The sequence below is a fragment of the Ruegeria sp. HKCCA4008 genome (assembly GCF_013033125.1).
In the GTDB taxonomy this organism is placed as follows: domain Bacteria; phylum Pseudomonadota; class Alphaproteobacteria; order Rhodobacterales; family Rhodobacteraceae; genus Ruegeria.
In genome coordinates this window covers 27,306-45,495 of record NZ_WQDM01000008.1, presented here as the reverse complement: position 1 = coordinate 45,495, position 18,190 = coordinate 27,306, and the positions used below count along the sequence as shown (strand labels likewise).

General features: G+C 58.8%; 18 protein-coding genes. 7 read left to right on the top strand and 11 right to left on the bottom strand.

Annotation, left to right across the window (positions count from 1 at the left end):
- The first annotated feature begins 101 nt into the window (after positions 1-101).
- Together GOW60_RS16320 and GOW60_RS16315 are read left to right on the top strand one after the other, a co-directional pair.
- Positions 102-1,766 (top strand): iron ABC transporter permease, encoded by a 1,665-nt coding sequence (locus GOW60_RS16320; protein ID WP_171230091.1) that lies wholly within the window; start codon positions 102-104, stop codon positions 1,764-1,766.
- Positions 1,767-1,839: 73 nt separating this feature from the next.
- Positions 1,840-2,190, top strand: coding sequence for a DUF2794 domain-containing protein (locus tag GOW60_RS16315; RefSeq protein WP_117871396.1), 351 nt, complete (start codon positions 1,840-1,842; stop codon positions 2,188-2,190).
- Here GOW60_RS16315 and GOW60_RS16310 read toward each other — a convergent pair.
- From GOW60_RS16310 to GOW60_RS16300, 3 genes are all read right to left on the bottom strand, one after another.
- The gene (locus GOW60_RS16310; protein WP_171230090.1) at positions 2,187-2,924 is read right to left on the bottom strand and encodes an NlpC/P60 family protein; all 738 of its coding nucleotides are present in this window, start codon (positions 2,922-2,924) and stop codon (positions 2,187-2,189) included. The genes GOW60_RS16315 and GOW60_RS16310 overlap by 4 nt on opposite strands.
- The gene (locus tag GOW60_RS16305) at positions 2,921-4,303 is read right to left on the bottom strand and encodes a M17 family metallopeptidase (protein ID WP_171230089.1); all 1,383 of its coding nucleotides are present in this window, start codon (positions 4,301-4,303) and stop codon (positions 2,921-2,923) included. The genes GOW60_RS16310 and GOW60_RS16305 overlap by 4 nt, the downstream gene beginning before the upstream one ends.
- Before the next feature lie 63 nt (positions 4,304-4,366).
- Positions 4,367-4,756, bottom strand: coding sequence for a hypothetical protein (locus GOW60_RS16300; RefSeq protein WP_171230088.1), 390 nt, complete (start codon positions 4,754-4,756; stop codon positions 4,367-4,369).
- 144 nt (positions 4,757-4,900) lie between these two features.
- Between GOW60_RS16300 and GOW60_RS16295 the strand changes: the two genes are divergently transcribed.
- Both GOW60_RS16295 and GOW60_RS16290 read left to right on the top strand, forming a co-directional pair.
- Complete coding sequence (locus GOW60_RS16295) at positions 4,901-5,551, top strand: carbonic anhydrase (protein ID WP_152459543.1); 651 nt, start codon at positions 4,901-4,903, stop codon at positions 5,549-5,551.
- Positions 5,552-5,649: 98 nt separating this feature from the next.
- A complete protein-coding gene (locus GOW60_RS16290) occupies positions 5,650-6,186 on the top strand; it encodes an SRPBCC family protein (RefSeq protein ID WP_171230087.1) in 537 nt (178 codons plus the stop codon).
- A gap of 47 nt (positions 6,187-6,233) precedes the next feature.
- Here GOW60_RS16290 and GOW60_RS16285 read toward each other — a convergent pair whose 3' ends face one another.
- The 5 genes from GOW60_RS16285 to GOW60_RS16265 all read right to left on the bottom strand — a co-directional run bounded on the left by GOW60_RS16285 (position 6,234) and on the right by GOW60_RS16265 (position 11,856).
- Positions 6,234-7,151, bottom strand: a complete 918-nt coding sequence (locus tag GOW60_RS16285) for an endonuclease/exonuclease/phosphatase family protein (RefSeq protein WP_171230086.1) — start codon at positions 7,149-7,151, stop codon at positions 6,234-6,236.
- Between the two features lie 264 nt (positions 7,152-7,415).
- On the bottom strand, positions 7,416-8,342 hold the full coding sequence (locus GOW60_RS16280) for a DMT family transporter (protein WP_152459540.1): 927 nt from the start codon (positions 8,340-8,342) through the stop codon (positions 7,416-7,418).
- Positions 8,343-8,490: 148 nt separating this feature from the next.
- Positions 8,491-9,513, bottom strand: a complete 1,023-nt coding sequence (locus GOW60_RS16275) for an aspartate-semialdehyde dehydrogenase (protein WP_152459539.1) — start codon at positions 9,511-9,513, stop codon at positions 8,491-8,493.
- A 95-nt stretch (positions 9,514-9,608) separates the two neighbouring features.
- The gene (locus tag GOW60_RS16270; RefSeq protein WP_217355600.1) at positions 9,609-10,694 is read right to left on the bottom strand and encodes a glycosyltransferase family 4 protein; all 1,086 of its coding nucleotides are present in this window, start codon (positions 10,692-10,694) and stop codon (positions 9,609-9,611) included.
- A complete protein-coding gene (locus GOW60_RS16265; RefSeq protein WP_171230085.1) occupies positions 10,684-11,856 on the bottom strand; it encodes an MFS transporter in 1,173 nt (390 codons plus the stop codon). The genes GOW60_RS16270 and GOW60_RS16265 overlap by 11 nt, the downstream gene beginning before the upstream one ends.
- Positions 11,857-11,997: 141 nt before the next feature.
- On the opposite strand from GOW60_RS16265, the gene GOW60_RS16260 reads away from it, so the two are divergent.
- On the top strand, positions 11,998-13,140 hold the full coding sequence (locus GOW60_RS16260; RefSeq protein ID WP_171230084.1) for a DUF3095 domain-containing protein: 1,143 nt from the start codon (positions 11,998-12,000) through the stop codon (positions 13,138-13,140).
- Between the two features lie 4 nt (positions 13,141-13,144).
- On the opposite strand, the gene GOW60_RS16255 is transcribed toward GOW60_RS16260, so the two are convergent.
- A complete protein-coding gene (locus GOW60_RS16255) occupies positions 13,145-13,915 on the bottom strand; it encodes an aldolase/citrate lyase family protein (protein ID WP_171230083.1) in 771 nt (256 codons plus the stop codon).
- A 232-nt stretch (positions 13,916-14,147) separates the two neighbouring features.
- On the opposite strand from GOW60_RS16255, the gene hpaR reads away from it, so the two are divergent.
- A complete protein-coding gene (hpaR, locus tag GOW60_RS16250) occupies positions 14,148-14,582 on the top strand; it encodes a homoprotocatechuate degradation operon regulator HpaR (protein WP_170345758.1) in 435 nt (144 codons plus the stop codon).
- Between the two features lie 610 nt (positions 14,583-15,192).
- Entirely contained in the window at positions 15,193-15,891 is a 699-nt protein-coding gene (locus tag GOW60_RS16245; protein ID WP_171230225.1) for a fumarylacetoacetate hydrolase family protein, read from the top strand.
- Between the two features lie 3 nt (positions 15,892-15,894).
- Here the strand turns inward: GOW60_RS16245 and GOW60_RS16240 are convergent, their stop codons facing one another.
- Positions 15,895-17,115 carry a winged helix-turn-helix domain-containing protein gene (locus tag GOW60_RS16240; RefSeq protein WP_171230082.1) on the bottom strand — a complete coding sequence of 407 codons (1,221 nt, stop codon included), beginning with the start codon at positions 17,113-17,115 and terminating at the stop codon, positions 15,895-15,897.
- Positions 17,112-18,137, bottom strand: a complete 1,026-nt coding sequence (locus GOW60_RS16235) for a LacI family DNA-binding transcriptional regulator (protein ID WP_152459531.1) — start codon at positions 18,135-18,137, stop codon at positions 17,112-17,114. Before GOW60_RS16235 ends, GOW60_RS16240 begins: the two co-directional genes overlap by 4 nt.
- Positions 18,138-18,190: the final 53 nt, after the last annotated feature.

Below are 18,190 nucleotides of genomic sequence, written 5' to 3'. Positions count from 1 at the left end.
CAGTTTGTGCCGCAGATTTGTTGACCGATGCACTGGTGTTTCCGAGCTTTTTGGTCGATTAAAGGCGAACCCTTCGCCTTTGCCAATCACAAGCCGGGATGATGGCCGAAATCGAGTTTTCACAGAATGGATCGCGCAATCGCGGTGTACGCGGTACCCGACTGCTGGCGGGCATCGCCTATGTCGTGGCTGCCGCATGCCTTTTGCCGATGATCGCCGTGGTCCTGGCGGCTGTAACCGGGGGAACGGACACGATCTCGCACCTGATGGAGACGGTGCTGCCAGGCTATATCGCGACGACCCTGATTCTTGTGGTCCTGGTCGCGGCCGGCACGTTCAGCATCGGCACCGGGGCGGCCTGGCTGGTAACGATGACCCGTTTTCCCGGCGTGCGGTTTCTAGAGATCGCACTGGTCCTTCCGCTGGCCTTTCCGGCGTATGTTCTGGCCTATGCCTACACTTTCATTCTGGATCACCCGGGCATCGTTCAAAGCACGCTGCGTGATGTAACGGGGTGGGGCCCGCGCGATTATTGGTTCCCGGAAATCCGCTCGACCGAGGGTGCGGCGGTCATGTTGATCTTGGTGCTTTATCCTTATGTCTATCTGCTTGCGCGGGCTGCGTTCCTGCAACAAAGCGCAACCGCGTTTCTTGCGGCGCGGGCGCTGGGCAACAATCCATGGCTGGCTTTTCGGCGCGTGTCACTGCCGATGGCGCGACCCGCCATTGCAGGCGGCGTTCTGCTGGCCGTCATGGAGACCATCGCTGATTTCGGAACCGTGTCGTATTTCGGTGTGCAGACCTTTGCCACCGGGATCTACACAAGCTGGTTTTCCATGGCCGATCGTGCGGCAGCGGCGCAACTGGCCCTGTGCTTGCTGGTCTTTGCCCTGATCATGGCCGTGGCCGAGCGCACCCAGCGTGGCAAGGCAAAATACTATCAGGCGGGGAAACAGCATGTGGCGCAACCGGCGGCAAATCTGACGGGTCTGCGCGCCTGCGGGGCATTTCTGCTGTGTGCAATACCCGTTCTTTTCGGTTTTTTGCTGCCTGTTATCATTCTGGTCGAGATGGGCCTGGACTCCGAACAGAACCTGCTGTCGCAGCGTTATATCGGCTTCATCCAGAACTCGTTGATTCTTGCTGGTACGGCGGCGGTCATCACCGTCTTTGCGGCGATCAGTGTCGGTTTCTTTCAACGTCTGAGGCCCGGGCGCGCTTCGTCTGCGACCGCATATATGGCGCGTCTGGGATATGCCGTTCCCGGTGGCGTCATTGCAGTTGGTTTGATCGTCCCCTTTGCGAGTTTTGACAACGCGCTGGACGTCTGGATGCGACAGACCTTCGACGTGTCCACGGGGCTGTTGGTGACAGGTTCGATCTGGCTGCTGGTCGCTGCTTACATGGTGCGTTTCCTGGCTGCCGCGCTTAGCGCCTATGAGGGGGGGCAAAGCACTGTACATGCGAATATGGATGCCGCAGCCCGTTCACTGGGTCAGACGCCTTTGGGAACATTGCGACGGGTTCACCTGCCGATTCTGACCCCCTCTCTGCTGACGGCCCTGCTGATCGTGTTCGTAGACGTGATGAAAGAGCTTCCCGCCACGCTGATCATGCGCCCATTCAATTTCGACACATTGGCGGTGCAGGCGTATCGGCTGGCCTCGGACGAGAGGCTGGAGGGCGCCGCCGTGCCTTCGCTGGTCATTCTGGCGGTAGGTCTGTTGCCTGTAATCCTGATCTGCCGTCAGGTCGGCCGACGGTAACACTTGTGTCGCAATTGTAGGACAACTGCGCATCAGGCTTGATTCAAACACGATTTCCGGCAAGGCTGGAGGTATGAATATGCAGCCTCCCAGCCGGTTCTCGGCAAGCGCAGCGCAGATGCCCGTGGCTTTCGACCGGCATGAGATGTCTCAAATCCTATCCGTTTATGGTCGGATGGTCGCCGCCGGAGAATGGCGCGACTACGGTATTTCCAACCTGCGCGACATGGCGGTGTTCTCAATTTTTCGGCGCACCGCAGAACATCCGATCTACCGCGTCGAAAAACACCCGCGCCTGAGGTCCCGGCAGGGAATGTATTCCGTCATAGGTATGGATGGCCGCATCCTGAAACGCGGCCACGATCTGCGGGCAGTCCTGCGGGTGCTGGAACGCAAGCTGATCCGGGCCGTAAACCCGGATTAGAGCCTTTTGTGGGCCGTGACGGGCCCGTCACCCTGATCCAATATGCGGTGGATCGCCTGATCCATTGGTTCGAAAACCACGGCCATATGGCTGGCGTTCGCATGCAAAAGCATGTTTTGGCCCGAAACCCAGGCCACGTGCCCTTTCCAGAACAACAGATCACCCCGTTGCGCAGGGGTCCCTTCGATCACGGTTTTGCCCAAAGCGCGTTCCTGATCGCCGCTGTCGCCGGGGCACGGCAGGCCACAAGCCAAAAGCGCCGCCTGCACCAACCCGGAACAATCGATGCCGAACCGGCTGTTGCCGCCCCACAAATAGGGTGTGCCCAGAAACAGCTTGGCCACTTCGACCGGGTCGTCAGGCTTTTCGGTCATCGGCGCCGTGTGTACCATTGGGATATATCCCAGTTCGGTTTCAACAAACCGGTCCGTCTCGGTCCTGGCTTGGATTTTGCTTCCGAAACTCAGCGACACCAGATCGCGGCTTTTGAAATCCGCTTCCTGGTAGGCATGCGTTGCAGGCGCCGTGATCCAATGCGTCGCAGGCGCATCCGCCGTCAGCTGCTCTGATCGCAACCAGCCGGTATACCCGTCTTTGTCTGCGATGACCCTGTTCCACCCGCTCTTTGTTTCCTCGATCCGAACCGTATCACCGAACAACAATTGCCGGTCGCGCGGTCCGTCTGGGCTGCGCAGCAAATCGACAACGGGTGCGGAAATTCGATGGCGTGTCACAGTCCCAATATCTCCGGCAACGCCGTCAGCACGGCACGAGGCCCCTGACCCAAACCGCCCTTGGTGCGCCCCGGCTCTTTGCTGGGCTGCCAGGAATAGATGTCGAAATGGATGTAGCGGCATGCGCCCACGAACCTGCGCAGAAACAGGGCGGCTGTGATCGACCCTGCAAACCCGCCCGACGGCGCGTTGTCCAGATCGGCGATGCCGGGTTCAATCATCGCTTCATAGGGCGTGTGGAACGGCATGCGCCAGACCGGATCAGCCGAAGCCTCTGCGGCATGCGACAGGGCAGACGCGCAGCGCTGATCATCGGTGTAGAACGGTGCCAGATCGGGGCCCACAGCCACACGGGCGGCCCCGGTCAGCGTCGCCATCGAGATCACCAGATCGGGTTCACCTTCTTCAGCAAGCGCCAACGCATCAGCAAGCACCAGACGCCCTTCGGCATCCGTATTGTTGATCTCGACCGTCAGCCCCTTGCGAGAGGTCAGGATGTCACCTGGGCGGAAGGCATTTCCCGCAAGCGCGTTTTCGACCGCCGGTATCAGGACCCTCAATTGCAGGGGAAAACCCAGCTGCATGATCATCCGTGCCAACCCCAACACATTGGCCGCGCCACCCATGTCTTTCTTCATGAGACCCATGGATGCGCCCGGTTTCAGGTTCAGTCCGCCCGTATCGAAACACACCCCCTTGCCGACCAGAGTCAGCTTGGGGCCGCTGCTGCCCCAATTCAGCTCGATCAGCCGGGGGGCCTGTTCGGCGGCGCGCCCTACGGTGTGGATCATGGGAAAATTCTGTTCCAGCAAGGCCGCGCCGCTGATCACGCTGCACGCGGCACCGAATTCGCCGGCCAGAGCCTCGGCCGCCTGCTGCAACTGCTCAGGACCCATATCCGAGGCTGGCGTATTCACCAGATCGCGGGTCAGAACTTCGGCATTGGCCATCGCTTCGATACGGTTGGCGTCGACACCTTCGGGCGCAACCAGCGCCGCAGTTCCAGCGGATTGAGACGCGTAGCGGTCGAAGGCGTAGCCTGTCATCAACCAGCCCAAACACTCCATCTCCAGACGATCAGCGGGAATGCCGGACGCGATATGATAGGTTCCTTCGGGCAATGCTATGGCTGCGGCGGCCAATGGGAACCTTTTTCGCGCGCGCTTGTCTTCTGTTCCATACCCGGCCAGCACAAAATCAACCGCACCATGCGCGCCTGGCGCCAGCAGGGTCTGCCCCATCGCACCTGTAAACCCGTTTGCGGCAACCCAGGCCCGGACGGTACCCGGCTGGTCCTGCAACCAACTGTCCAAATCCGGCTGCGCAATCACATGAAGCGGTATGGACGGGTCAGAGGATGGGGCGAAGGACAGGGTCATGGGCGTCTCGGCTGATGGTTTCTGCGCACAGACTAGCCGCGCATGATCTGCCCGCAACCCCTGTCAGACGGAAAGGTCCTGCTGGTCCCAGACGGCGGTCAGCGATCGTTCGCCCACGCGGATCAAACGCCCAAGCGTCGCGCCCGCCGCAACGGCGTCACCGGCATCGACGGTGTGGGCCACGTCACCCGCCACCTGGGCCAGGGCCGTCATCCCGATCTGTTCGGATATAGCGACCAGTGACCTGGCGCATTTGCGCAGGTCCGCCCATTCGCGCTGACGCCAGTAGCGTTCGCAGTTTGACAGGCGCACGGCAAGCTCTTCGACCGTGCGACACAGAACATCCAGCGCATTCTTGTCGCCAAGTTGCCGGTACAGCCCGCTTAATTGATCCGAGTCCAGACGGACGGATTCCTTGTGTTCAAGCGTGATAATCTTTTCCACCACATTCACCCTGGTTCAAACGCCCCCACGGCGCGGTGTTGATCCTGGCAGAACATTCCTTTGCAAAACCTTGCAGGGAAACTGGATAATGGCTCGAATTTTCTTTGAATTCGGTTTAGATCATCCGTCAGCGACAAGAACGGGGACATTGAAATGGAATTTGCCAAACCTCTGCCGAGCTACCTTGTAAAACGGTATCACGGATGGAAGGCCACAACATATTCGGAAAACCAGGTTTGGTATCGCCGTCTCGCCGATGAAGGGCAACGCCCCCGCGCCATGGTCATATCCTGCTGCGACAGCCGGGTTCACGTCACGTCCATGTTCGGCGCTGACCAGGGCGACTTCTTTATTCACCGCAATATCGCCAACCTGGTGCCGCCCTATGCGCCGGACGGGGACCACCACGGCACCAGCGCCGCCATCGAATATGCTGTTACGGCGCTCAAGGTCGCTCATTTGATCGTGCTGGGGCATTCGCAATGCGGCGGCGTGCAGGGCTGTATCGACATGTGCAAGGGGCAGGCGCCGCAGCTGGATGCCAAGGACAGCTTTGTTGGCCGCTGGATGGATATTCTGAAGCCGAAATTCGAACTGGTCGCGGATATCGAGGACGGTGTCGAACAGGCCCGGCAGTTCGAACGTCAATCGGTTGTCGCTTCGCTGGAAAACCTGATGACCTTCCCCTTCGTCTCGTCAGCCGTTGATCAAGGCGCGCTGAGCTTGCACGGCTTGTGGACGGATATCGGCGCAGGCGGGCTTGAAAGCTATGATCCTTACCAAAAAAAGTTCGTCCCGGTCTGACAGCGGCAGAGCTGGAGATCCGAAACAACAATGGCGGCTCTGATTCAGGGCCGTTTTTGGTATACTCCACCCATTACACCTGAAGATCGGAGCCTGCCATGAAAGTCATCAAGCGCATCTGCGCAGGATTGGTCGTTTGTATTCTGGTTTTGGTCGCGGTTTCCTATCTGTTGCCGGGAAAAGCGGAAGTTTCGCGTAGCATCGCGATCGACGCGCCGCCAAGCGCCATCTTTCCTTACGTGAATTCGATGCAGGAAACCGAAAAGTGGTCTCCGTGGCTCCACCGGGACCCCGAAACCAAATTGACTTATTCCGGCCCTGCCGCCGGGGTCGGGAACACTCTGAACTGGGCGTCGGATCACCCGCAGGTCGGCACGGGATCACAGGAAATCGTCGAAAGCGTGGAAAACCAACGGGTCAAAACGGCGCTGGATTTCGGCCCGATGGGTACTGCCACGGCGTCCTTCATCCTTGAGCCTGACGGGGCGGGAACCAGAGTGACCTGGGGGTTTGACTCGGATCTGGGTCTCAACCCCATGTCCCGCTGGATGGGTTTGATGATGGATAGATGGGTGGGCGAGGATTATGACCGTGGTCTGACCAATCTGAAAGCACTGGTTGAAACCCAAAGCTAGTCCGCTTGTTTGTATGGAAGCATGCGTCGGCGTGCTTGACCGAAGTCCTAGCCCAGTCGAAACCGGGCAAGCTTTCCCAGGTGATCGGATCCCATGAAGGGGCGCAGCTCAACCGTTCCGGTTGTGCCTTTGGGGAACAACAGGTTGTCTATCGGCAATGGGATTTTCCAACTGCCGAGGTTGTGGGTGTTCAGGACGGTTCCGAAGCTCTGGTTGTTTGCGGCCGCTCCGATCCGTCTGACGCTTTCGCCCCAGGGCACCATATTGAAATCCCCGGCAATCAGAACCGGTCCTTCAAGTTGGCTGATGCGGTCGGCAATCACCTGGCTTTGTCTGGACTGGTCGTAAGGAAATGGCCAGTTCAGATGAACTGAAACAACCCAGACCAAGTCACCGCCGGGCGCTTTGACCTGTAACCCCACAAGCCCATAACCTTGCAGACAGAACTCGGAATTCTCGACGATCGGCAAGGTCGTCAGGATGGCGACGTTTTGTTCAGGACGGAATTCACAGATCGCCTGTTCGGGGTAATGCTCGAACAGATTGCTCATGTACTTGCGGTTGTGGCTGGAGACTTCCTGCAAGGTCACGATCTGCGCGCCTGATTCAAGGATATCATCGGCCAGCGAATACCGGGGCCAGGCTTTGCTCATGAGGTTCTTCTGGTACAGCGTCAGGCAGGAGTCGTCGCAATCGTCCGAGGGCGCGGCAACGCTGGCCGCGATGGATCCGATGGCCACCCCGGAAAAGACCAAGGTGGCCAATGCAAGATATCTGGCGCGCATAAAAAGCAGAATTACCGCGCAGAGGAGAAGCAAAACACCAGCCTGAGGCCGGAGCAGAGCGATTGAATCTCCTACGGCAAAAACCTGCCCCGTAAAGCCAATGACGACCAGTATCATCAGAATGCATGTGCATCCGATGGTCAGGGTTCTGGCAATACTGCGTCTGGTCGAAATGTGCATGCCCTGCCTCTTTTTCCCTGCACGAGACACTATTATTCGGACTTCCGGCATCCGCCACGAACAAGGTTCAGTTTTAGGTGGCAAGCGGCTCTGGTTTTGTCAACAGGTTGGCGATTTTCACCGCGCGCAAGACTGTACCCTAGCCGAGGTTCATAGCGCAGCCATGATGGATGCAGGTGATGGACCGGAAGGTGCCGGTTTGGTGGGAGAGGTAATCCGAGCCGGTTCTGCTGAGCGCATTGACGGGCCACCTCGGGCGCGGACTCACCTGTGACGTTGACTGCTGATCACGGTGGTAACGGTTCGTGTTGCGCGACTTTGTGCAAGTGCGATGGCGCTCAAAACCAAGGCACAGGCCACTGCTTGCGCACCTGTGATTGTTTCACCGAAAGCAAAAACGCCCACGGCAAACATTGTCGGCAGTTCAATGCTGCCGATAACGGCCGTGCGCGATGCCCCGATGACAGGGGAACAGACGGTGTAAATCAGCTGGGGAACCAGTGCCGTCATAAGACCGATCCCGACGATCAGAAACCAGTCACTGCCGCCTGCTGGCAGGACTTCGTCAATTTCCGAAGAGATAATCAAAGGGGTTAGCCCGACGACCGATCCCAACGAAACCGACGCTATCCTGGCCAAAGGAGCAATTCGCGAAAGACGGTGTACAAGCACGCATATGCCGAAGCCAAATCCGAAAGGTGCAGCCAAAGAGACAAGCAACGTTGGAATTTGGTCAATCGGTACGGATGCCGGAGACCCTGCAATGCCTGCCGCAAGAACAATCAAACCGGCCGCAACAAGGCTGCGCCGCGTCGGCGGATCGGCGAATATCGCCCAAGCGATGATGATCGTAAACACCGGGTAGGTCATGTAAAGAACACCCACCGTTGATGCCGGCACTGTTTCAAGTGCGGTAACATATCCGACCCACCCAAGCCCCATGACTGCCCCCGCAGCCATACCCCAGACTAATTCCCGCCGGTTTGAACGATGCTTAAAAAGGGTGGGCAACAATAGGATCGCCGTCAAAATGTACCGATAAAACGCAACTGCGTAGGGCGCGAGTCCCTGGTCAGTGAGACCTCGGCTGAAATAGGGTACAAAGCCAAAACAGATGGATGCAAAGAACACTCCCGCCCCGGCAAGGGCGTAGGGTATTGGATCGTGCTTGCTTGATGATGGCCGGCCCATCTTTGACACCTACCATGCAGTATTTCCGTTGGCATCAGCAACCTGACCGACCGTCACGTCGTCTGTAAACCGGCTATTGGAAAACAAAAAAACCCGCTGAACAATCAGCGGGTTTCCTGGTTTTCAAGCTTTGACGAAAATCGGGATGTCAGCCCTTTTTCAGAACCTCGCGGCCCAGAAGTTCCGCGATCTGCACCGCGTTCAGGGCGGCGCCCTTGCGCAGGTTGTCGCTGACGCACCACAGGTTCAGACCGTTCTCAATGGTCGAATCCTGGCGGATACGGCTGATGAACGTGGCGAAATCACCCGCGCATTCGACCGGCGAGACGTAGCCACCCGCTTCGCGCTTGTCGATCACCATGATGCCAGGTGCTTCGCGCAGGATGTCGCGGGCTTCGTCTTCGTCCAGGAATTCCTCGAACTCGATGTTCACAGCCTCGGAATGGCCGACGAAAACCGGCACGCGGACACAGGTCGCGGTGACCTTGATCGACGGGTCGACGATCTTCTTGGTCTCGACAACCATCTTCCATTCTTCCTTGGTCGAGCCGTCATCCATGAAGACGTCGATCTGAGGGATGACGTTGAAGGCGATCTGCTTCTGGAATTTCTTCGGCGGCACGTCCGTGGTGGGGTTGTAAACCGCCTTGGTCTGATCCCAAAGTTCATCCATGCCTTCCTTGCCCGCGCCCGACACCGACTGATAGGTCGACACCACGACGCGCTTGATCTTGGCGCGATCATGCAGCGGCTTAAGTGCCACCACCATCTGCGCGGTCGAACAGTTCGGGTTGGCGATGATGTTCTTGTTCTTGTAGTCGTGGATCGCCTGCGGATTACATTCCGGCACGATTAGAGGGATGTCGGGGTCATAGCGATACAGCGACGAGTTGTCGATCACCACACAGCCAGCCGCAGCCGCTTTGGGGGCATAGGTCTTGGTTGCGTCCGAGCCGATGGCAAACAGGGCCATGTCCCAGCCGGTGAAATCGAAGGTGTCGATGTCCTGGGTGGTCAGTGTCTTGTCGCCAAAGCTTACTTCCGTACCCAGCGAACGACGGCTTGCCAGCACGGCAAGTTCGTCGACGGGGAACTGGCGTTCCGCCAGAATGTTCAGCATTTCGCGGCCCACGTTACCCGTGGCGCCGGCGACAACGACGCGATAGCCCATTTCATGTCTCCAAAGTTAAGGACGCGCGTTCATAGCCGCGTTGCAGCAAAGAAAAAAGGGCTATCACGGGTGATTTGGCCGAATTGACGTCGATTTTAACCCGAATGCGCGTTTTCACCCGTGTTCAGCAAAGACCGATAGACCTGCACGATGGCCTCGGCCTCACCTTCGATTCGAAAATGCTGCTCGACACGCTGTCTTGCGGCCTGACCGGATTGCACCAGCTTGTCCGGATCGCTCAACATCTGTTCCAGTGCTTCGGCCAGCGCCCCGGCGTTGTCCTTTTCGATCAAGCGGCCGGTTTTCCCGTCCTCGATCTGGGCGCTGAAGGCTCCGACCCCGTGGCAGGCGATTGCAGGCACGCCGGAGGCCATCGCCTCAAGCGGTGTAAGGCCGAACCCTTCGTGACGGGCCGGGGCCACGAACAGGTCCAGAGCGCGGTAGGTTTCAACGATTTCCTCCCAGGGACGCTCGCCCAGGAAGTGCACCCGTTCCGACAGCCCGGCAGCTTTGAGCTTGGCCTCCTGTTCCTGTTGGAACGCTTCAAATTCTTTGGTGGCGCGCCCGGTGAACACGATGCTGGCGTCGGGATGGTTCGGCAGAACCTCGATCGCCGCATCCACCAGAAGATCGACACCTTTCTGAGGTCGAATGCGCCCGAAACACCCGATCAAGGTCCCTTCTGGCAGCCCCAGTTTCTGCCGCAGGGCGGTTTTGTTTTCTGCCGGGTGAAACAGTTCGGTGTTCACACCGTGCATGATGACGGTTGCGGGATGGTCCAGAAACGACGCCGCTTGCGGCGTTGTGGCGATCAGCGCATCCATCTTGGAAATCAGCCATTTGGTGAACCCCGAATGATTTCGTTGCGCAGCCGAGGTGAACAGAAGTTTCAGATTGCGTCGCAGCACATGTTTCAGAAACAAACCCATCAGCATTTCGGTGTTGCGCCGCGCATGCCACACCCGGAGCGTTCTGTTCGAAAGGAACGGAATTTTGATCAACCGGATATGGGGCAGATCGCCCGGCAAGCCGGGTCCTGTGGCGACGATCCTGATCATATGCTTTTGAATCGGCAACAGGCGGATGACGGTTGTGGTGACGCCGGAGAGGCTGTGTTTCAGGTTCGGCGCTATAACCTCGATATCCTGCACGGCTTGCTCCGCAATTGCTTCAATCCACATTATCCCGGCTGAATAGATATATCACGCAACCGAAGGCAAGGGTTACGGCAAAAAACCCGAAAATCGCGGTGTAGGGCGCGGTCGTTCCGGCCTGGGTAGTGGCGGCATGAATGCGCCCGGTGACGAATTGGGCGATGCCGACCCCTCCGATTCCGAAAAGGTTCAACAGGGTTACGCCTCGGCCCACCAGATGGGCGGGAACGAAGGCCCGACCATGGGCCATGATGACCGGAAAACTGGCCCCGGTGAACCCTATGATGGCCAACAGCAGAACGGACAGCCATGTGGCATGGTCGATCCAAACGCAAAGCAGGGTCAGTGCCACGACACCCAGCGCGTTGCCCGTGAAGATAACCCATTTCCGAGTGCCGAAGACGCGATCCAGCGGTCCGTAGACAAAGGTGCCGACGATCATCGCAGACCCCATGACCAGAGTCGCGGTGCCGATCTGGGTGGTGTTGAGCCCGAAGACATCGTTCAGATACGGCCCGGCCCATAGCCCGCGCAGCGCGGCAGAAGGCGCATAGGCCACCAGCATCAAAGGCATGATCAGCCACAGTGCAGGCTCTTTCAGCAGGTCCAGAAGTGAACCCTTGTGTTCCGTATCAACCTTCGCTGGATCGCGCAGGCTCAGCCAAATACCCAAAGCAATCGCAGCAGATATCACGGCCAGCCCAACCATGGTGGCGCGCCATCCCATCCATTCGACCGCAAGCGCAGTCGGATAAGAGGCGACGAGATTGCCCACTGACCCAACACCCAGCATGACGGCGGCCAGCGTCGCGAATTTCGCAGGCGGGTATTCGCGGGCAAAGATGAAATAGGAAGCCATCAGAACCGGAGAGCACCCAACCCCGATCAGGCCCATGGCAACACTGACATGCAACGGTGAGGTCGCGACCGCAAAAATTGCGGATCCTCCTGCACCGCCAACCAGAAGAAGCGCGGCTGCGGTCAGCCTGGGCCCAACCTTGTCCAGCGCCCAGCCGACCGGGATTTGCATTGCAGCGAACACCAGAAACCAAAGGCCGGATGCAAAAGCCAGATCTTCGGGTGTAGCACCGATATCGCGTTCAAGATCCAGGCTGAGCACAGCCAGAAATGCACGGAAAAACTGGCTGAGCACATAGCCCAGGCACAAAACCACCAAACCCGCCTGCATATCCCGCCTCTTTTCCGCTCATCCGAAAGGAATGCTTGGCACGCAATGATGCAACGCACAAGCATGTGTACTATGTTTCAAAACGAGGACTCGGGCCGCATTCCGGCTATCATTGCCAGAAGTTTGATTTCGAGGGGGAAAATGAAAGACCTCCATTCCGCATTTTACGAAAACCTGCCCCTGTTGAGGGATTTCACCCGTCTGGCGGACCCGGCACAGTTTTCGCCGATGCCCGACGACTGGTTTCTGGGGGTCGCCGACATTGTCGATTCAACCGGCGAGATCGCGCGGGGACGATACAAAACCGTCAACACCGTGGGGGCTGCCGTTATCTCGGCGATGATAAACGCGATGGACGGCAAGTTGTTTCCCTATGTCTTTGGCGGCGACGGGGCGGCGTTTGCGATCCCCCCCAGCGAAGTTGAAGCAGCGCGGGATACTCTGTCAGCCATGCGGCGCTGGGCGGAAGAAGAGTTTTCCATGCCGTTGCGTGCGGCGCTGGTGTCGGTGGCGGATATCCGAAAAGCCGGCAGGGACTTGCGCGTCGCTCGTTTTGCGCCTTCTTCCGGGGTGGATTATGCCATGTTCTCTGGCGGAGGCTTGGCCTGGGCCGAGGCAGAGATGAAAGCGGGTCATCATATGATCGCGCCTGCCGAACCGGGTGCGCAACCAGACCTGACAGGCCTGTCATGCAGATGGTCCAACAGCCCGGCGCGGCACGGTCAGATCGTGTCACTGGTCGTTGAACCCACTGCGTCGGCAACTGAACGCGACTTTGCCGACCTTGCGCAATCGGTTCTGTCCGCGTCAGAAGAGCTGGAGCGCGCAGGTCATCCGGTGCCGATGAGTGGTCCGCCCATGAGTTGGCCGCCCCCCGGCCTCGACATTGATGCGCATGTTTCGCGCGACGGGCGAAATTTGTTTCTGCACAAGCTCGTTCTTCTGTTTCAGAACCTGCTGATCGCGATATTGTTCAAAACAAGCAAGAAGCTGGGACAGTTCGAACCCGAACATTACAGGACGATGGTCAGCAGCAATGCCGATTTTCGCAAGTTCGATGACGGCCTGAAGATGACGTTGGATTGTGACCCGGCCACTTTGCGACAGATCGAACACTTGCTTAAAGAAGCGCGCGGGCGCGGCAAAATCCGATACGGTCTGCACGTGCAGGACGAGGCGATGATGACCTGTTTCGTCCCGTCGGCCACACGGGACGATCATGTGCATTTCGTCGACGGTGCCTCGGGCGGATACGCCCAGGCCGCAGCGGCCATGGCCCGTTGAACGTTCAGTCGGCTTTCCATCGTGCGGCGAGATCACGTGCCGTTTGCGTCAACAGCATTACATCAATGCCAACCGCCAAGAACTGTGCGCCCATATCCAGATATGCCTGACGGGCCTCATCATTTGTGGCCAGAATGCCCGGCGCTTTGCCTGCGGCCTTGATCCGGGCCAGTGCATCCCGGATAACCGCTCGCACCTCGGGTGCCGCGCTGTTGCCCTGATGGCCCATATCGGTCGACAGATCGGCAGGGCCAATGAATACGCCATCCACGCCTTCAACATCCAGAATGTCGTCCAGAGCAGCAATTCCGGCGCGGGTTTCCACCTGCAACAACAGGCAAATCTCCTGATCTGCGGTCTGAATATAATCTCCGACCGATCCGTACATCGTCGCCCGCGATGCCATCGCGCCCACGCCACGGACACCGGCAGGGGGATAACGGCAGGCCCGAACCAGCTCTTGCGCCTGCTCGGCGCTTTCCACGATCGGAACCAGAACGGTCTGAGCACCCGCATCCAGAACCATCTTGATCAGCCAAGTCTCACCCACGGGAACCCGCACAACCGCATGAGAGTCGCTTGCCGCAAGCGCCAGAAGCTGGTCCCGGATCGACCGGATATCGTTTGCGGCATGCTCTCCATCGATTACCAGCCAATCAAAACCGGCGGTTCCCATCATCTCGGCCGCTATGGGCTCCGCAAAGCTCATCCAGCACCCGATCCGCATATCTCCCCTTTTCAGAGCCTGTTTGAACGCGTTCTGCTGCGCAGCCATACTGTTTCCTTTGTTGCAAAACCTTCGGCGCCACGTGGTCGCGAAAGCGGCCGTTTCCACATCTTCTTCCGTGGCGCGAAATTGTCCAGTTTTAATGCAATTTGGCGTCATCGGATTGACGGCGGCAAAGGCGCGTCACGCAAGGGCGGCGGCGTCCCGGCGGTTCTTGTGCTTCAAACCGAAGACCGAGGGTTCCCTTGCGTAAATCGCGGATTTCGGCGATAATTTTGGCATGACCGACGACCTCCCACTGACGTCGCGATCTTTGCCCATTGCGCTTTTGCGGGCGCGGGAAAAGGTTATGGGACCCATCCGAGCAATGCTGGCCGACGCCGGTGTCACCGAACAGCAGTGGCGCGTGTTGCGCGTGTTGAACGAAGAAGGCCCGCAGGAACCGACGCATATTGCCGAACGCGCCTGTCTGTTGTTGCCAAGCCTGACACGGATACTGCAAAAACTGGAGCATCGCGGCCTGATCTCCCGACGATGCCACCCGGCTGACCGGCGTCGCCAGATTGTCGAGATCGGCGAGCGTGGCGTTCAGATCATTCACGCCAATCAGCCCGCCAGCATGGCGCAGGCGGAACGCATTCGTTCCCGCCTGGGGCCGGAAAAACACGAATTGTTGCTGGATCTTCTTAACGAGTTGAACGACCTGGATACCTGATGCCGGGGGCAGAACATGGGTGTCATCTGCAAGGACCCCGCCGGAGATTTTAGGGGCGATCTCCGACGGGGTGGCCAGACTTGGATTTGGGTTTGGCCTGGCCTGAGGCCGGTTGCGTCACGCCTTGCCTGACGGTCCGGCCTGCGCATCGGAGTATATGGCGAGCCGGAAATGTGGCTCTGATTAGGGCCTTTTGGCCTTTTTGGGGGAAAGGCCGTGCTCCTTTGCTCTCCGAAACAGTCTTGGGCAATTGCCGAAGTAAAACCTGGTCCGCAAGGCATGACTTGGCGTCATTCTGGCCGAATGTTCCCGCATGTGCGGTGATTTGCTGCCATCGCACACCTCAAGATAGATGCGCCCCGCAATTCCTATTTAAGACCTAGCCCGACTTGCGCCAGAGCCAAGTTAAATTCCGATCTGCCCAAGTTCCGGTGCATCAATAAAGACGGATGTGAAACAGCATTGGAACGGCACTGGGCGTTCAGGTCAGAATTGAGCAGGTTCGCGCTGAAACAACTCTTGGATATTGGCGAAATCCAGCGTGCATTCCCGGCTTGCTGGCGGCTCTGGCAGGCGTAAGATGGCAGCGATGAAAAATTCAGGAACCACGATGTCAGACAACCGGTTTTCCCTTCCCGATCCCATAACCATTCCTGTTGTTGGCGAGACGGCCGGGTATCCCGTCGGACGCATTTTCTGCGTCGGGCGAAACTATGCCGCGCACGCAGCAGAGATGGGGAATGAGGTGGATCGCGAAGCGCCCTTCTATTTCACAAAATCCGCGCCAAACGCGATCCTGTCCGGCGCGACGGTTCCGTACCCGACGGGGACGAATAATTACCATCACGAGATGGAGCTGGCGCTGGCAATCGGAAAACCGGTGTTTCGTGCCTCCGGCGCGCAGGCCTGGGATGCGGTTTATGCCTATGGCTGTGCGCTCGACATGACACGCCGCGATCTGCAACTCCGCGAGCGGGACAAACAGCGGCCTTGGGATCTGGGTAAGGACGTCGAAAACGGAGCAGTCTTCGCGCCGCTGACCCCTGCCGCGGACTGGTCGCCGGACGATGGCAAACATATCCGGCTGAGCGTGAACGGCGAATTGCGGCAGGACGCTACCCTGGAAGAGCTCATCTGGAAGATCGATGAAATCGTCAGCCATCTGTCCGGTTTCTACCATCTGCGCCCATGCGATCTGATCCTGACAGGTACCCCGGCCGGCGTAGGCCCGGTTGTGGCCGGCGACATCATAACAGGAGAGATTGACGGGCTGGAACCGATCAAACTGACCCTGACGGACGGGGAATAGGCCCTATTTAGGGTCTTTCAGCCAGCCCCTTGCAAATTCCACTTGGGTGACGCCTGCCAGTCGGCGCACCCGGTCCAGCTCGGCGTTCAGGCGTCGGCTGCGGGCGTCAGACCAGCGCACCCAGCGTTCGGGCCAGAGCGCTTTGACATGCAGCAGGTCGCGATCGCGATGCGCCTTCATGTCGATCCGGCCGATCAATCGATCGCCTTCAAGCAAGGGGAAGACGTAATACCCATATATGCGCCTGGCTTCGGGCACGAAAACTTCGATGCGATAGTGAAAGCCAAACAGCCGCTCGGCCCGGTTTCTGTCCCGAAGCATGGGATCAAACGGGCTGAGCACACGGATCCGACCGGGCGGTTGCGGCAAGTCGGTTGCCCGATCCTTCAACTCGGGGCGGGCAAAGGTTTTGCGCAGGCGTCCATCGGCGCAGGTGATTTCTATTTCTTCGATATTTCCTTGAGCCAACGCCGTGGCACACCAGTCTTTGGCTTCGGCGGCGCTGACCGTGCCCCAGAACGCGGCCAGCTCTCCGGAAGTGGCAAACCCCAACCGGTCCAGCGCGGCGTTGCACAGCCAATCCACGGTCGCCGTCGCATCACAGGCCATGTTCCCGGGGCACAGGTGGGTTTCGATCACACGTTCGGTCAGATCATACCGTTTCTGAAACCCGTCGCGGCCCACAACGGTCAGGGCCCCGGAGCGCCACAGAAACTCCAATGCGGTTTTTGACGGGTGCCAGTCCCACCAACCGCCCGAGCCTTTCTTTTCATCCTTGCCAACGTCTGACGAACACACGGGCCCGTGGTCGCGGATGTGTTGCAAGACAGTCTCGAATTGTTGCTCGAACCCATCCCGCCGCCAGTTCTTCCAACGGGCCTTCAACAGATCCGCATCACGCTGAAAGCGCAGATGCCAGTGCCGATAGAACGACATCGGGATCACGGCCGCATCATGTGTCCAGTGTTCGAACAGCGCTTTTTCCCTTTCATAGAGCCTTTTCAGGTTGGCGCTGCGATAGGCAGGCCGTCGGGAAAACAGGATCATGTCATGAGCGCGGGCAACCGTGTTGATGCTGTCGAGCTGCACGAACCCCAACCGCTGGACAAGGTCCAGAAGCCCGGCGCCCTTGGCCGCACCCGCGGGCTGTTCGGCCAAAGCATGGCGATCCAGAAAAATGGCGCGGGCCGTCCGGTTGTCGAGCCGCTTCAGGGGGGCGTTCATCGTCGTTTCAGGGTATCGCCATAGCTGATCTTGGGGGTCAGCGTGACCCGTGTCTCGATTTCGGAATCCGGGTCCTTCAGGCGTTCAGCGATGATCTGCGCGGCCTGACGTCCTATGTCCAGACGACAGGCATCCATCGTCGCCAATTTGCGCGGAAGACCCTGCAAAAGTTCCACGTTGTTGAACCCGGCCAGACCGATCTGCCCCGGAATATCTACGCCTTGTTCCAGCAGGTACAACAGACCACCGGCGCCGATCATGTCGTTGGAATAATACAGGAAATCCAGATCGGGCGACCGGTCAAGCATGGCCTGTGTCATCTCGCGCCCCTTGGCCAGGGCAGAGCCACCGGAATAGAACTCGCGATCTTCGATCTCGATCCCGTGTTTGCCCAGCACTTCGGTAAACCCTTCAAAGCGTTTTCGGGCACGGTGATCCAATGGCATCTTGGTGCCCATGAAGCCGATATGTTGATACCCGGCCTTCAGAATCGCCTGCGCCATCTCGCGCCCGGCGCGGCGATGCGAGATGCCCACCATCGCGTCGACAGGTTTGCCGTCGGTATCCATGATCTCGACCACCGGAATGCCCGCCGAATCCAGCATGGCGCGGGCCGCGTCGGTGTGTTCCAGCCCGGCAATGATCACGCCCGAGGGTCGCCACGAGAGCATCTCGTACAGCACTTTTTCCTCTTTCTCGGGCAGATAATCCGTCACGCCAACCACGGGTTGCAGTTCGGTATCTTCCAGCACCTGATTGATGCCGGTCATCACCTCGGGAAATACCATGTTCGAAAGCGAGGGGATGATTACCGCGACCAGGTTGACCCGGCTGGATGCCAGCGCGCCCGCGATCTTGTTGGGGACATATCCCAGCTCTTTCGCGGCCGCCAGAACGCGGGTGCGGGTGGCGTCGGACACATCCCCCCTGTTACGCAGAACCCGGCTCACCGTCATCTCTGAGACACCGGAAGCCTCGGACACATCACGAAGGGTAAGCGGGCGTTTAGTTTCACTGTTCACGGGAGGCACCTGCGTAGTTGTTTTGTCCGATGCTAGCGCGAACAGGTCGGTGT